Annotated in this window: 10 protein-coding genes; 1 reads left to right on the top strand and 9 read right to left on the bottom strand. The window is 52.9% G+C overall.

The window, feature by feature from the left end:
• Positions 1–151: 151 nt before the first annotated feature.
• Positions 152–514 carry a DUF6774 domain-containing protein gene (locus tag CLFS41_RS31165; protein WP_347468335.1) on the top strand — a complete coding sequence of 121 codons (363 nt, stop codon included), beginning with the start codon at positions 152–154 and terminating at the stop codon, positions 512–514.
• A gap of 107 nt (positions 515–621) precedes the next feature.
• On the opposite strand, the gene murF is transcribed toward CLFS41_RS31165, so the two are convergent.
• From murF to CLFS41_RS13250, 9 genes are all read right to left on the bottom strand, one after another.
• A complete protein-coding gene (murF, locus tag CLFS41_RS13290; protein WP_045092532.1) occupies positions 622–2,070 on the bottom strand; it encodes a UDP-N-acetylmuramoyl-tripeptide--D-alanyl-D-alanine ligase in 1,449 nt (482 codons plus the stop codon).
• A gap of 2 nt (positions 2,071–2,072) precedes the next feature.
• Positions 2,073–3,593 (bottom strand): UDP-N-acetylmuramoyl-L-alanyl-D-glutamate--2,6-diaminopimelate ligase, encoded by a 1,521-nt coding sequence (locus CLFS41_RS13285; protein ID WP_045092531.1) that lies wholly within the window; start codon positions 3,591–3,593, stop codon positions 2,073–2,075.
• Positions 3,594–3,635: 42 nt separating this feature from the next.
• Positions 3,636–5,306, bottom strand: a complete 1,671-nt coding sequence (locus CLFS41_RS13280) for a formate--tetrahydrofolate ligase (protein WP_007858196.1) — start codon at positions 5,304–5,306, stop codon at positions 3,636–3,638.
• A gap of 32 nt (positions 5,307–5,338) precedes the next feature.
• The gene (locus CLFS41_RS13275) at positions 5,339–8,104 is read right to left on the bottom strand and encodes a DNA translocase FtsK (RefSeq protein ID WP_264470446.1); all 2,766 of its coding nucleotides are present in this window, start codon (positions 8,102–8,104) and stop codon (positions 5,339–5,341) included.
• 333 nt (positions 8,105–8,437) lie between these two features.
• Positions 8,438–9,196, bottom strand: coding sequence for a tyrosine-type recombinase/integrase (locus tag CLFS41_RS13270; protein WP_007858208.1), 759 nt, complete (start codon positions 9,194–9,196; stop codon positions 8,438–8,440).
• A 221-nt stretch (positions 9,197–9,417) separates the two neighbouring features.
• Positions 9,418–10,179, bottom strand: coding sequence for an ATP-dependent Clp protease proteolytic subunit (locus tag CLFS41_RS13265; RefSeq protein ID WP_007858209.1), 762 nt, complete (start codon positions 10,177–10,179; stop codon positions 9,418–9,420).
• Positions 10,180–10,374: 195 nt separating this feature from the next.
• Positions 10,375–12,000 carry a C40 family peptidase gene (locus tag CLFS41_RS13260; protein ID WP_007858210.1) on the bottom strand — a complete coding sequence of 542 codons (1,626 nt, stop codon included), beginning with the start codon at positions 11,998–12,000 and terminating at the stop codon, positions 10,375–10,377.
• Positions 12,001–12,110: 110 nt separating this feature from the next.
• Positions 12,111–12,908 (bottom strand): ABC transporter ATP-binding protein, encoded by a 798-nt coding sequence (locus tag CLFS41_RS13255; protein ID WP_045092530.1) that lies wholly within the window; start codon positions 12,906–12,908, stop codon positions 12,111–12,113.
• Entirely contained in the window at positions 12,908–13,843 is a 936-nt protein-coding gene (locus CLFS41_RS13250) for an ABC transporter permease (protein WP_007858212.1), read from the bottom strand. The genes CLFS41_RS13255 and CLFS41_RS13250 overlap by 1 nt, the downstream gene beginning before the upstream one ends.
• Positions 13,844–13,946: the final 103 nt, after the last annotated feature.

Here is a 13,946-nt window from a genome sequence, read left to right as displayed (position 1 = left end):
TTTTCCAGGAATTTATCTTCATGGAGAAATATTCTTCCCCGAACAGCAAAAAGACATGCACTTTTTATTCTCTCTCCCCGCAATTAGCGCTGTTATTATCCAATATTCTAAATACTCTCCCCACCTCATATGATGATATGAGGTGAATCAGATGCAATCATGTGAATTAGTAATGTCCATATCAGCCCTTGCCTGCTGTATCGCCGAAGGAAGATCGCCTGAGGAAATTGCCCTTATCAGTTCCATTTACTCGCAGCTGGGTGATACGCTCAATACGATCGCCGCCCACCAGGCGTTATGCCAGCCCTGTGACTCAGAAAAAAAGGAGGATTCGGGGAAATCCGGCAGCTCAGGACAGTCCGGCAGTTCTGGACAGACCAACCGTTCTGGGCAGGACGGCAGTTCTGGGCAGGCCAAACGTTCTGGGCGGGACGGCAGTTCTGGACAGACCAACCGTTCTGGGCAGGACGGCAGTTCTGGGCAGACCAACCGTTCCGATAAACAACAGATATAAAAAAAGCAGTACGAAAACCATGGCATAAGGATCCTGTCATCCATTCCTGCATGGTTTTCTGTACTGTCTTTCTTATATTGTAACTGTTCCGTCCCGAAACTGTTACCTTATATTTTATTTAGGGCGGCCTGTTCCTTTAAGTGTTTCACTGCCAGGGACAGCTTCATGCTGTTGGACCCCTTGAACAGCACACAGTCCTCCGGCTTCAGGTGTTCATCCAGCCAATGCTCCACTTCTCCCAGCTCCCTTAAAGATACTTGGGGAATTCCGGGCGCCAGAGCAGCCAGCTCATCTCCTATCTCAGCAGCCAGTTCCCCCAGCAGAACCACCTGATCCACGGGATGAACGGCGATATATGCGCCGATCTCTCGGTGGAACCTGGGGGCATCCGCTCCCAGTTCCTTCATATCCGCCAGTACAGCGATTTTCCTTCCCTCTCCCGCCACGGAGCAGAGCACTTCCAGGCCCGCCTTCATGGATACAGGGCTTGCATTATAGCTGTCATCGATCACCGTCACACGGTCCAGCGTGAAGATCTGCTGTCTTCCCTTATATCCTTCAAACTCCTCCAGCTTTTCAGCCGCCGCTTTCATGGGAACACCGTATGTTCCGGCAACGGCCAGGGCTGCCAGGGCGTTGCTGACCATATGGCTGCCCATGACGCGCAGGCGGACTGCAACGCGCTCATTGCCATGGACTGCCGTAAACACAGGATACCCCTGTTCCAGGTGAAGGTCCTCCCCCCTGTAATGGCAGCCCTCAGACAATCCGTAAAGGATCTTCCTTCTGCCGTTCTCAGGAACCACATCCCTAAGCAGCCCGTCATCCCCGTTAAGCACAAGCAGGCCGTCAGCTGCCATATTGTCCTGGATGTGGAGTTTTTCTTCCAGGATATTCTGCTGGGATCCCAGCTGTTCAATGTGGGTCACACCTATGTTGGTCATCACAGCGCAGTTCACCTGAGCCACTCTGGCAATCCTTGTCATCTCTCCCGGCTCACTCATGCCCAGTTCAATGACTCCGATCTGGGCCTCCTGCGGAATCTCGGCAATGGTAATGGGTACACCCACCTGGCTGTTACTGTTGCCCGGTGTCTTATACACGCAAAATCCAGCACTGAGGGCAGCAGCGATCATCTCCCTGGTCGTGGTCTTCCCCACGCTTCCTGTGATCCCCACCAGGGGAAGGGTCCTGCCTGCCCTGCAGTACGCCCCAAAATCCTGAAGGGCTTTTCTGGTATCCTCCACCTGGATCCAGGCGGCCGCCAGGGCGCGTTCCCGTCTGGCAGAGTCATCCCCCGACTGAGCCTTAACAGTCTCCTGCACATCCTCCGGGGAGTGATGGCGGCTGGTAAATACGGCTGATGCCCCATTTCCAAGGGCCTGGCATATGAAATCATGGGCGTCCACATTTTCCCCTATGATGGGCACAAAAAGGTCGCCGCCCTCCATTTTCCTGGAATCAAGGCTGATATGCCCGATGAGTATCTCACCCTCTCCCCATAAAAGTCTGCCTCCCACGGCCTGTGTCAGTTCCGCTGCTGTTATCTCTTTCATCTTTATGCCTCATCTCCCAGCCTGTTTACTACTTCTTCAATGACTTCCCTGTCCAGGAAATGATAGCGCACACCGTTAATTTCCTGGTAGTCCTCATGGCCCTTTCCAATCACCGCAACCATATCCCCGGGCCGGGCATGGGTAATGCTGTATTCGATGGCCTCCCGCCGGTCGGGTATCTCTATAAACACGCCTCCGGTCTTCTCAATGCTTCCCCTTATGTCCGCAATAATATCCTCCACCTTTTCAAAGCGGGAATTGTCCGCGGTCACAATACTTAAATCAGCCAGCCTTCCGCCGATCTCACCCATGGAATACCTGCGCTCCTTAGAGCGGTTTCCGCCGCATCCAAACACCACCACCAGGCGCTTTGGATGATACTGGCGCAGTGTGGACAGCAGGCTTTCCATGCTCACTGCATTGTGGGCATAATCCACAAGCACGGTGCAGCGGGCGGAGGTGTGTACGATCTCCATCCGTCCATTGACCCGGACATGCTCCAGGGCATGGCTGATCCTCTCCTTTGAAAGATCCAGGAAGCTGCAAATGCTCACTGCCGCCAGCGCATTGTCCACATTAAACAGCCCCGGGATCCCAAGGCGCACATCCATCTCATATCTGCCCTTTACATCAAACTCAGTGCCCACAAAATCCGGACGGGACACATAGCGGATGTTGGATGCGGTAAAATCAGCATCCGGCACACCCTCCCCCTCCTCCAGAACACTGTAGGTGTGGATGGCGCAGGACGCGTTCCTCACAACGGCCTTAAAATGGCTGTCATTGGCATTCACAAGGCCCACCTTACACATGTTCAGGATCCTGGACTTGTAATACAGATACTCCTCAAAATCCGCGTGCTCATCCGGACCGATGTGGTCAGGGGAAATGTTGGTAAAGATACCGTAATCAAAGGTGATCCCATCCACCCTGTGCATCTTGATCCCCTGAGAGGATACCTCCATAATCATATACTGGCATCCGCTCTTTGCCATCTGGGAAAATGCCTGGTGCAGCTGCCAGGACTCCGGCGTGGTGTTCATGGTGGGGGTAACGGTGTCGCCTATGACGATTCCCGTGGTTCCGATCATTCCCACCTTTTTGCCTGCCGCTTCCAATATGGCTTTGATCATATGGGTCGTGGTGGTCTTTCCCTTTGTTCCGGTGACCCCGATGGTGATCATCTTTTTAGCAGGATAACCAAACCGGGCCGCGGATAAAAGAGCCAGGGCACGGCGGCCGTCCTCTGTCCTGAGTACGGTCACATCCGCCAGTTCCTCCGGGGACAATCCCGACCGGGCCATCTCCCCTTCAATCCCCCGCTCTGTCACAAGCACCCTGGCACCGGCTTTTAATACCTGGGGCACAAACCCGTGGGAATCCACCCTGGTTCCCGCCATGCAGACAAACACAGCCCCGGAAACCACTTTCCTGGAATCATACACCACCTCTGTCACTTCCCGGTCCAGGCTTCCCTGTACCAGTTCATACCCAAGCCCCTCTAGCCAATCTCTTAATACCATATGTTGTCCTCTCTATCCATTCTGTCACGGCAGTCCGTTATATTAGAAAAGTCCTGTGATCTTTCCGTTCTTATCCACATCAATATTCTCCGCAGCCGGTTTCTTTGGAAGACCCGGCATGGTCATGATGGAACCTGTAAGGGCAACCACAAAACCGGCCCCCGCGGATACGTATGCATCCCTTACATTGATGGTAAATGCAGTGGGACGTCCCAGCTTTGTCTGGTCATCAGACAGGGAGTACTGGGTCTTTGCCATACAGACAGGAAGATTTCCAAATCCCATGTCCTCAATGTTCTTCAGGGCCTTAGATGCGGCCGGAGTATAGGAAACACCGTCCGCGCCGTAAATCTCAGTGGCAATGGTATGGATCTTATCCTTTAACCCCATCTCATCCGGATACAGCACATGGAAGTTTCCGGGCCTGTGCTCCAGGGTTTCCAGCACCTTTTCAGCCAGGGCAATCCCGCCCTCGCCCCCCTTTGCCCAAACTTCGGACAATGCAAACTGACATCCCATATCCTCACAGAATTTCTTAATATAAGCATATTCCGCCTCTGTATCTGTTGTGAAGGAATTCAGGGTCACAACCACAGGGACATCATACTTCTGGATGTTCTCTATGTGTTTTTCCAGGTTTACGATCCCCCGCTTTAATGCCTCCAGGTTCTCCGGTCCAAGCTGGTCCTTGGGAACCCCGCCGTTGTATTTAAGCGCCCGCACCGTTGCAACCAGCACAACTGCATCCGGCTTTAACCCCGCTTTCCGGCACTTGATGTCAAGAAACTTCTCGGCTCCCAGATCAGCGCCAAAGCCCGCCTCCGTGACCACGATATCCGCCAGCTTAAGGGCTGTCTTGGTTGCCCTTACGCTGTTGCAGCCATGGGCGATATTTGCAAACGGTCCCCCGTGCACCAGCACGCCTGTATGCTCCAGGGTCTGGATCATGTTGGGCTTTAAGGCATCCTTTAAAAGAGCCGCCATGGCTCCCACCGCATGCAGGTCCGATGCCGTCACAGGCTGTCCTGCAAAGCTGTAGCCCACAATAATGCGTCCCAGACGCTCCTTCAAATCTTCCATATTGTCTGCCAGGCAGAGAATGGCCATGATCTCTGAGGCAACCGTGATCACAAAATGGTCTTCCCTCACCATGCCGTCAGCCTTTGCCCCCAGTCCAATGACAATATTGCGCAGGGCCCTGTCGTTCATGTCCTCACACCGTTTCCACAACACCTGCCTCGGGTCGATGCCCAGGGCATTTCCCTGCTGGATGTGGTTGTCCAGGAGAGCGGCCAGCAGATTATTGGCTGAGGTAATGGCATGAAAGTCTCCGGTAAAATGCAGGTTCAGGTCTTCCATGGGAACCACCTGGGCATATCCGCCTCCGGCAGCCCCGCCCTTGATACCGAAGCAGGGGCCCAGGGACGGCTCTCTCAGGGCTATGATGGCGTTTTTCCCCATCCTGCCAAAGGCCTCCCCCAGCCCCACGGTGGTGGTGGTTTTGCCCTCACCGGCAGGCGTGGGGTTGATGGCTGTCACCAGCACCAGCTTTCCGTCCTGTTTGTCTTTTACCTTTTCCCACAGTTCATCTGTGAGCTTGGCTTTATATTTGCCGTAAAGCTCCAGGTCATCCTCCGAAATCCCGTAAGAGGCAGCAATCTCCTTAATGGGCTGCATTACCGCTTCCTGAGCAATCTCAATGTCTGATTTCATGGATACATCCTCCTTAAAATAATTTATTTTCCTTATTTCAGTATTTCTTCAAATTCCTCTATGGTCATGAGCACTTTCCTGGGTTTTGTCCCCTCTTCCTCGCCCACCACACCGGCATCTGCCAGCTGGTCCATAATGCGGGCCGCACGGTTAAAACCTATTTTAAACATCCTCTGAAGCATACCGATGGATGCCTTTTCTTTTTCTATAATGAATTTGCCTGCCTGGACAAAATATTCATCCCTGTCGCTCTGTGCTCCCCCTGTATCGGCGCTGGGCGAGGACACCCGGCTCTCAACTTCCGGATTGTACTCCGCCACCATGCCCTGCTCCGTAAGGAAGTCCACCACACGGCCCACTTCCTCATCCGATACAAAGGCTCCCTGGACGCGCTGGGGTTTGGGGAAACCGGCCGGATAAAAGAGCATATCGCCCTTGCCCAGCAGCTTCTCAGCCCCGTTCATGTCAATGATGGTCCTGGAGTCCACACCCGAGGATACGGCAAATGCGATCCTGGACGGCACATTGGCCTTGATCAGGCCTGTGATGACATTCACAGAGGGCCTCTGGGTTGCGATCACCAGATGGATGCCAGCTGCCCTGGCCAGCTGGGCCAGGCGGCAGATGGAATCCTCCACCTCTCCCGGGGCCACCATCATAAGATCTGCCAGCTCATCGATGATGATCACAATCTGAGGCAGTTTCTCAGGCTTATTCTCATCCTCTATATCCTTTATCTTCTCGACCCTCTCATTATATCCCTTCAGATCCCTGACATTGCAGTCTGCAAACTTCTTGTACCGGTCCGTCATCTCAGCCACCGCCCAGTTCAGAGCGCCGGATGCCTTTTTAGGGTCTGTCACCACGGGGATCAGAAGATGGGGGATCCCGTTATACACACTAAGCTCCACCACCTTGGGATCCACCATGATCAGCTTTACATCATCCGGACTGGACTTAAATATAATACTCATGATCAGGGTGTTGATACACACGGATTTGCCCGAACCAGTGGCGCCTGCAATGAGCAGATGGGGCATCTTGGCAATGTCGGTCACCACCACCTGGCCGCCGATATCCTTTCCCACTGCAAAGGCCAGCCGGGATTTATGGCCTGTGAACCCGTCCGCCTCCAGCAGGTCCCTGAGATATACCATGTTGTTCTCTTTATTGGGCACCTCGATCCCCACCGCAGACTTACCCGGAATGGGCGCCTCGATCCTGATGTCCGCAGCTGCCAGACTCAGTTTGATGTCATCGGTAAGGCCCACGATCTTGCTCACCTTCACACCCTGTTCAGGCAAAAGTTCATACCGTGTAACGGCCGGCCCGCAGCTTATATTGGTCACGGTCACGCCCACGCCAAAATTGTGCAGGGTCTGCTGCAGCTTGATGGCCGTGGCCTTATACTCATCGCCGGAAAAAGCTCCTGGATTTTTATTGCCCTTTTTCAGAAGCCTGGTGGGAGGGAATATATATTCCTTTTTTACCACCTCTTCCTTTTTTTTGATCTCCTCGGCAACGGTCAGATCAGTTTCATCCTTGGCCGCTGTCTCCTCATGTTTCTTTTCTATTTTTTTCTGAAGCAGTTCGGTCTCGGTCTCAATAACTTTTCCCGATGCGGTCACCACACGCTTGGGCTCCTCGGGAACAAATACACTGTCATAATTAAGGCCCTGCTCCGAGGTGTCCCGGCTGTATGTATCCATACCGGAAAAGTCCCCGCTCTCCCCTGGTATCCCTTCCTCCCGGCTGTCCCAGGGCACTTCACTGTACCCTGACGGCTCCCCCTTCAGGGAGTCCGCCATATCCATCTCCTCCAGGGTCCGGTTATCCTTATGTACACGGATGGTATCCTGGTCATCATACCCAAATCCGTCTTCCTCCACCGAAATCCCCGTCACCACAGGGGCATCGGACTCCCGTCTGCTGTGCCCTTCAATAGACCTGGCCAATGCTCCCACATCATCCAGGTCAAGCCCATCCGTATCCTCCTGCCCGTGATTTAAGGGCGGATCAAATTTGCCCCTGAACTCATTCACCATGACCGGAGCGCCGGATGCCGCCACGCTGTCCATGGCAGGGCTGTCCTGGTACTCATCTGGGATCTCATCCAGATCAGCGCCGAACTCCCTGTCAAACTCTTCCTCATCATACTCTTCCTCATCATAATCGTCATAAGCAGTAAGCCGCGTGGCATCCAGGTTGACGCCCCGGACCTTCTGTTCCTCCCTGAGGCGCTTTCTCTCCTCCGCCCTCTGGGCATGCACTTCCCTGCGCCTGTCCATATCTTCCCTGGCGTACTGGTAAGCCTTGTCCCCGCCCTTTTTTACAACGTTTACAAAGGAGCGTTCCGTGATGCACACCATGCAGATGATAAACAGCACGGCCAGGATCAGAAAGGTTCCCGGTTTTCCCAGTCCGATAATAAGAAAAGAGGTCAAAACACCGCCGATCCATCCGCCTCCAACGCCGGTCAGGTAGGACTGCTTATAATAGTCCCCCCATGGCGCCCCTGCGGGAGCGGTCCCGAAAAAGAGCTGGAGCAGCCCGCAGATCGTGACCACTGCCGCCACCACTGCCGCCAGTTTCATGGCCGCATGAAGGTTTCCCTGATTGGACAGATGAAAACAGGTGCCCACAAAAATAAGTACAGGCACCAGATATCCCACCATACCAAAGATCCCCAGCTGTACGCCTCTGAGTACATCACCCACCACGCCGCACAGCCTGAAATTACTTAAAAACAAAAGGATGGCAACAGCAAAAGAGCAGATGATGACCACTTCTGCTCTCATAAACTCTGTATTTTCTTCCGTATAGCCCTTTTTTCCTGAGGTTTTGCGGCCTTTTGAGGACGAGCTGCCCTTTCCTGATGTGCTGCCCTTTGGCCTGCCCGGTTTTCTGTTTCCACTCTGCTGTCGTTTGCTTGAATCAGCCACAAATATAGCCCCCTGTCATTCACTTACAAGTCTGATGTTATTTCCTGGGTATCCAAACACTGTGTTCTTCCATTTAGGCCCAGTTATAGCTAGTATACAAAAAAATCCGGAGAAATGCAACGCTTAAAAAACGGACCCCCTGGCAGAGGTCCGAAGTTTTTTGGCTTTTCGCTATGATTTCCCGTCTGTTTACGGGTCCTGTACCTCACCTGCCATCTTTTCATCCAGCATGTATACGGCCGAACTGAATTCCACCACACGGGTCAGGCTTCTGGGATTGACCTTTTCAGGATCCACTCCTGCATTCTGGCTCAGGCGCTTTAGGTACTTATGGACATTGCTCCGGTCCAGGGGCGTCCCTTTCCAGTTCACAAACACAGGTCCGCTCTGGATCTCCTGCTTCTTGCAATACGTCAGGATCTGACGCCTTAAACGGTCCGGTATAAATATCACCCGTGATCTCTTTCCACGGGGGATCACCATATATCCTCGGGATACAGCCTCCACGGTCACATACCGGTGCTCGCTTATATTGATCTTTGTGGAAGACAGGATCTGGATCAGATAATAGAGGCGCAGGTTCCCCTGCTGCTTTGCCTCCTTTAACAGCTGCCTGTACTCGGACAGGGTCAGCTCCTCCCCCATCACCGGAAGGCTCTCTCCCGGCTCCAGGGCCGGAATCAGGTACTCCCAGCCAACGGACTTAAAAAAGGCATTGACCGCCGCAATCTTGGAATTGGCGCTGCTTGTCCGGTACTGCTGCTCCAGGTATTCCCTGTAACGGCTCAGTCCCTCTTCACACACCGGCGCGCCTTCCAAAAATAATATGTACTGCATCAGGTCCGCTTTATATTTGTTCACAGTCGCTTTCGCATATCCTGATTCCTCTAAATGGATACAAAACCCGCTTAACAGTTCCTGGGTAATCTCCCTGCCTGTCTTTTCCATACTTGGAGTTCCTCCACTTTATTCCATGGTATTTTATGGCAATTCTTTTGTATAGTACCTATTATGCCTTATTTATCATGAAAATTCAAGTGAATTGAAGCCGGGAGGGGGAGACTTTTTATGATGCTTCCCTGCATACATCTTATCATGGAGCCAGTCTCTCCCCCGTGCTTTTGCTCCGGCGCAACCGGATCCGGATTTTTGGATCCATCACCTGGCGATCATCTGCGGCGCTCCCTCTCATCTATCATTTCATACAGCTTTCCGAGGGCTTCCTTGATTCCGCCCACCCGGTTGATCAGTCCTGCGTCCACAGCCTGTTCTCCCACCAGCACGGTGCCCAGGTCCCGGGTCAGCATCTTTGTGTTGTGCATCAGATCCCTGAGCTGGTCGTAGGCGATATCCGCATGGTTTGCCACAAAGGTGAGGATCCTGTCCTGTATCATTTCAAAATACTCGTAGGTCTGGGCTGTTCCGATCACCATGCCTGTCATGCGTACCGGATGGATCATCATTGTTCCTGAGGGCACGATAAAGGAATAGTTGGTGGACACTGCCAGGGGCACGCCGATGGAGTGGCTGCCTCCCAGTACCAGGGATACGGTAGGCAGGCTGAGCGAAGCGATCATCTCAGCGATCGCCAGCCCCGCATCCACATCCCCGCCTGAGGTGTTGAGAAGGACCAGAAGTCCGTCCACGCTGTCGTCATCCTCGATCTCAGCCAGTTTTGGAAGAATATGGTCATACTTGGTGGTCTTGCTGCTCCCTGAAGAATTCTCATGTCCCTCCACCTCGCCGATAATGGTGATCAGGTGGATCTTCCTCTGTTTACGGTTGTCCTCCAGAATGACCTGGCCATACTCCTCCAGGCGGTTATCCTCTTTTTCCTCTATTTCTTTTTCCAGCTTTTTGGCTTCGTCATCCTTTTTTTCAGGTTCCTGGTTTTCATTCCTGTTTTTCTTGTTATTTTTTCCCTGTCCCATGACCGGACCTCCCTTTCATGAAGTATTACGTTACTATCCGCAGTCTATGGATAGTCTGCACCAACAGGGACAAAATATGCATATGAGGATCACAATGCTTCCAGGTTACAAAAACAGCCGGCCAGCAAAAATATACGCTGACCGGCTGCTGCATTTACTTATCTATGAAATTTTGCAACAGTTCAGGGCGGCTCATCAATCGCCCAGTACGTTCCTGATCGCCACCGGAGACCTGTAGTTCCAGGTGGAGATCTTGATGCCGCTCTTTCGGCTGGCTGCATGGACCACCTGTCCGTTGCCGATATACATGGATACATGGTTGATCTTTCCGCCGCTGCCCGCATAGAAGATCAGATCACCCGGCCTCATGTTGCCGGAGGTAACCGCCTTGCCCATCTTGGCCTGGGAGCCGGAATAATGGGGAAGGGAAACACCAAAGTGTTCCATTACCTTCATGGTAAATCCGGAGCAGTCCGCTCCCTTTGTAAGGCTGGTACCGCCCCAAACATAGGGATTTCCCACAAACTGCAGTGCGTAGTTGACAATCTGGGAACGGCGGGATGCCGCGTTATTAGCCGCAACCTCCTGAGGCGAGAATTTGATGGCTTCATTCAGGGCATAACGCACCTCCACATTGTTATCCCTTGTGGAAATGTACGCCTTATCCTTGGTGCTTCCATCTTCCTCATCCACAGAATCCAGCTCGATCTCTACCCATCCGTCCAGCTGGGCCACTACCGGATATCTCTCATCCTTTACGATCTGGGTCCAGATCTTGGAATCCGTGCTGGGCTCCGTGCGCACGTTGAGCACATCCGTGTTGATAACAGCCTTCAACGCAGCTGTCTGCATGGCAATATCCTTGGCCTCCTGGCCGGTGGCCGTAAACTGCGGGTCCGCGGATACATAACCGATAATGGGGCCTGATTTGATCTTGTACCATCCATCCAGGGTCTCCAGGATCTCACCTGCCGCCTTACTTGTCATCTTGCCAATGATCTTTCCGTCCTGCTTGGGTTCGGCCCGCACATTCAGGTAATTATTCACCTTGGATATCACCAGATTGTCGTACTGGTTGATGGCCATGGCCTTCATATCCAGTTTGCGTCCTTCATTCAGGGAATAGGAAACATCCGCATAATCCGCTGATATATAGCCTTCTTCGATCTGGATCCATCCGTCCTGCTGCCCCAGGACCACATACCGTTCGCCCTTTAAGGCCTGTCCCACCACATTGCTGGGATCCAGTTCCGGTGCCTGGCGGATGTTAAGGTTGTCCGCTGTAACCGTGGCCCTCAGCTTAACCAGTTCTTTTGCCTTGGCCCTTGCTTCCTCCCCGGTGAGCAGGTACTGGTTGCTGATATATCCGTCCACACCGCCTGAGGTGATGTGGGACCAGTCTCCCTCTGTGCCCAGTATCTCGCAGGCGCCGTCTCCGGACAGCTTACCGATGATCTTACCGTCCGTGCTGGGTGTCTCCCTGATATTCAGATATCCGGACACCTGCACAATACCCAGGTTGGTGTAGGAGCTGATGGTTTTATCAATCTCCTCCTCTTCCTTCCTGGCGGCCTCCTCCTCCGGTGACAGTGAACCTTCCGCCTGTGCCTGAGCCGGGGTAGCGATCTGGCCTTCCTGTGAAGGCGTACTTCCCGCCACCCGCCCGGAGGCCGGCTTCTTTACGGTCTTGATTCCCACAACAATTAAGCCCACCAGGATCACTGCTGCCAGCAAAAGCAGGAGATATCTGGGGTCTATGTTCTGATTACGTTTTCTTCTGGCCTTGTTAAGGCTTGATAAATAATCCTTATGTTCAAGCATGATTCCGTTCGTCTCCAAATTAGTTTTTCGGCATGTAAACTCATACAGCGTAAAGTATATCACAAAATTGTATGGGAAAAAGTGAAATATTTCTTAAATTTCGTAAGGAATTATTTGGAGAGCATCATTCTGTCATTGGCAAACTCGCCTCCGCTGGCTTCGGAGAACTTTTTAAGAAGATCATCCACGGTAAGATTTTTCTTGGCCTCGCCGGAAATATCGTAAATGATACGGCCGTCATTCATCATAATGAGACGGTTGCCGATCTGGATGGCGTCCTTCATGTTATGGGTTACCATAAGTGCTGTAAGCTTTTGTTCCGTTACCATTTCATTGGTCAGGTCCAGAACCTTTTTTGCAGTCTGGGGATCCAGGGCGGCCGTGTGTTCATCCAGAAGCAGGAGCCTGGGCTTCTGAAGGGTTGCCATCAGAAGTGTCAGGGCCTGACGCTGTCCGCCGGACAAAAGTCCCACCTTGCTGGTCATCCTGGTCTGAAGCCCAAGGCCCAGGCGGGTGAGCATATCCCTGTAATAGTCTTTTTCATTGGCGCGGATCCCCCAGCCCAGACCGCGCCTCTGCCCTCTTCTAAAAGCCAGCGCCATGTTTTCCTGGATCTCCATACCCGCGGCCGTGCCCTTCATGGGATCCTGGAACACGCGTCCGATGTATTTGGCCCGCTTGTGCTCCGGCTGTCTGGAAATATTGATCCCGTCTATCTCTATCTTTCCCGAATCAATGGGATACACCCCTGCTATCATGTTGAGCATGGTGGATTTACCGGCGCCGTTGCCTCCTATGACAGTGACGAAATCACCGTCCTTCAGGGAAAGGTCGATACCGTTTAAAGCCTTCTTTTCGTTGATGGTTCCCTTGTTGAATGTCTTTCTCACATTAGTCAGTACCAGCATCAGCTTTCCCCTCCTTCTGAATATGCCCTATAGGCTTTCCATTTTGCGGCCGCCACCGGGATACACAGGGCCAGGGCCACAATGATGGCGGAAAGCAGCTTCATATAGTTTGGATTCAGCCCCAGCTGCAGCACAACGGCACGGATCACAAAATAGATAACGGAACCAATGACCGCTGCCGCCAGTTTGCAGGCAAAGTTGCGGAACCATCCAAAGATCACTTCTCCGATCACGATGGCCGCCAGTCCGATCACAATGGCTCCGGTGCCCATCTGTATGTCTGCGTATTTCTGGCTCTGGCACACCAGTGCTCCCGACATGCCCACCAGACCATTGCTGATCATCAGGGCCAGGAGTTTGGTAACACTGGTATTGACCCCCAATGCCCGTATCATATCCTCATTATTGCCCGTTGCCCTGAGGGCGCTTCCTATTTCCGTGCCAAAGAACCAGTACAGGACCGCCACAACGATCACCGCCGCGATAATGCCGATCACCTGGGAGGACTGGGCCTGGTTCAGCCCCGTGGCCCCTGAAAGCTGGGTCACCATGGAATCCACCTTCAGAAGAGGAAGGTTGCTCTTATTGCCCATGATCCACAGATTGATGGACCACAAAGAAATCTGGGTCAGGATCCCTGCCAGAATGGATGGGATTTCAAACACGGTGTGCAGGATACCTGTGACAAAGCCTGCCGCCATGCCCGCAAGGGTGGCAAGAGCCAAGGCCGCCACCGGGTCCATGCCCCTGTTTACGATCAGCATGGCGCACACGCAGCCGCCCAGGGCAAAGCTGCCGTCCACGGTCAAATCCGCGATATCAAGCAGCTTATATGTTATGTACACGCCCAATACCATGATCCCCCAGAGCACACCCTGCCCCACTGCATCCAACAGCGCGGGGCCCATGCCCTGCAACGCATTTAGTATATTCATCTTAAACCTCCATTTGTAGTGCATTTTCGTACTGCTATTTTGATCATTCTATAAATAGCTTGCCCAAACCTCCCATGGCAGCGCGCTCCGGCTTGAGCAAACC

Source organism: Clostridium sp. FS41 (assembly GCF_000954015.1).
Classification (GTDB): Bacteria; Bacillota; Clostridia; order Lachnospirales; family Lachnospiraceae; genus Enterocloster; species Enterocloster citroniae.
This window is presented reverse-complemented; position numbering and strand designations above follow the sequence as displayed.

Coding starts and splice junctions, on each gene's coding strand:
- CLFS41_RS31165 (WP_347468335.1), top strand. CDS start 152: ATGCAATCATGTGAATTAGTAATGTCCATATCAGCCCTTGCCTGCTGT.
- murF (WP_045092532.1), bottom strand. CDS start 2,070: ATGAAAGAGATAACAGCAGCGGAACTGACACAGGCCGTGGGAGGCAGA.
- CLFS41_RS13285 (WP_045092531.1), bottom strand. CDS start 3,593: ATGGTATTAAGAGATTGGCTAGAGGGGCTTGGGTATGAACTGGTACAG.
- CLFS41_RS13280 (WP_007858196.1), bottom strand. CDS start 5,306: ATGAAATCAGACATTGAGATTGCTCAGGAAGCGGTAATGCAGCCCATT.
- CLFS41_RS13275 (WP_264470446.1), bottom strand. CDS start 8,104: ATGAGAGCAGAAGTGGTCATCATCTGCTCTTTTGCTGTTGCCATCCTT.
- CLFS41_RS13270 (WP_007858208.1), bottom strand. CDS start 9,196: ATGGAAAAGACAGGCAGGGAGATTACCCAGGAACTGTTAAGCGGGTTT.
- CLFS41_RS13265 (WP_007858209.1), bottom strand. CDS start 10,179: ATGGGACAGGGAAAAAATAACAAGAAAAACAGGAATGAAAACCAGGAA.
- CLFS41_RS13260 (WP_007858210.1), bottom strand. CDS start 12,000: ATGCTTGAACATAAGGATTATTTATCAAGCCTTAACAAGGCCAGAAGA.
- CLFS41_RS13255 (WP_045092530.1), bottom strand. CDS start 12,908: ATGCTGGTACTGACTAATGTGAGAAAGACATTCAACAAGGGAACCATC.
- CLFS41_RS13250 (WP_007858212.1), bottom strand. CDS start 13,843: ATGAATATACTAAATGCGTTGCAGGGCATGGGCCCCGCGCTGTTGGAT.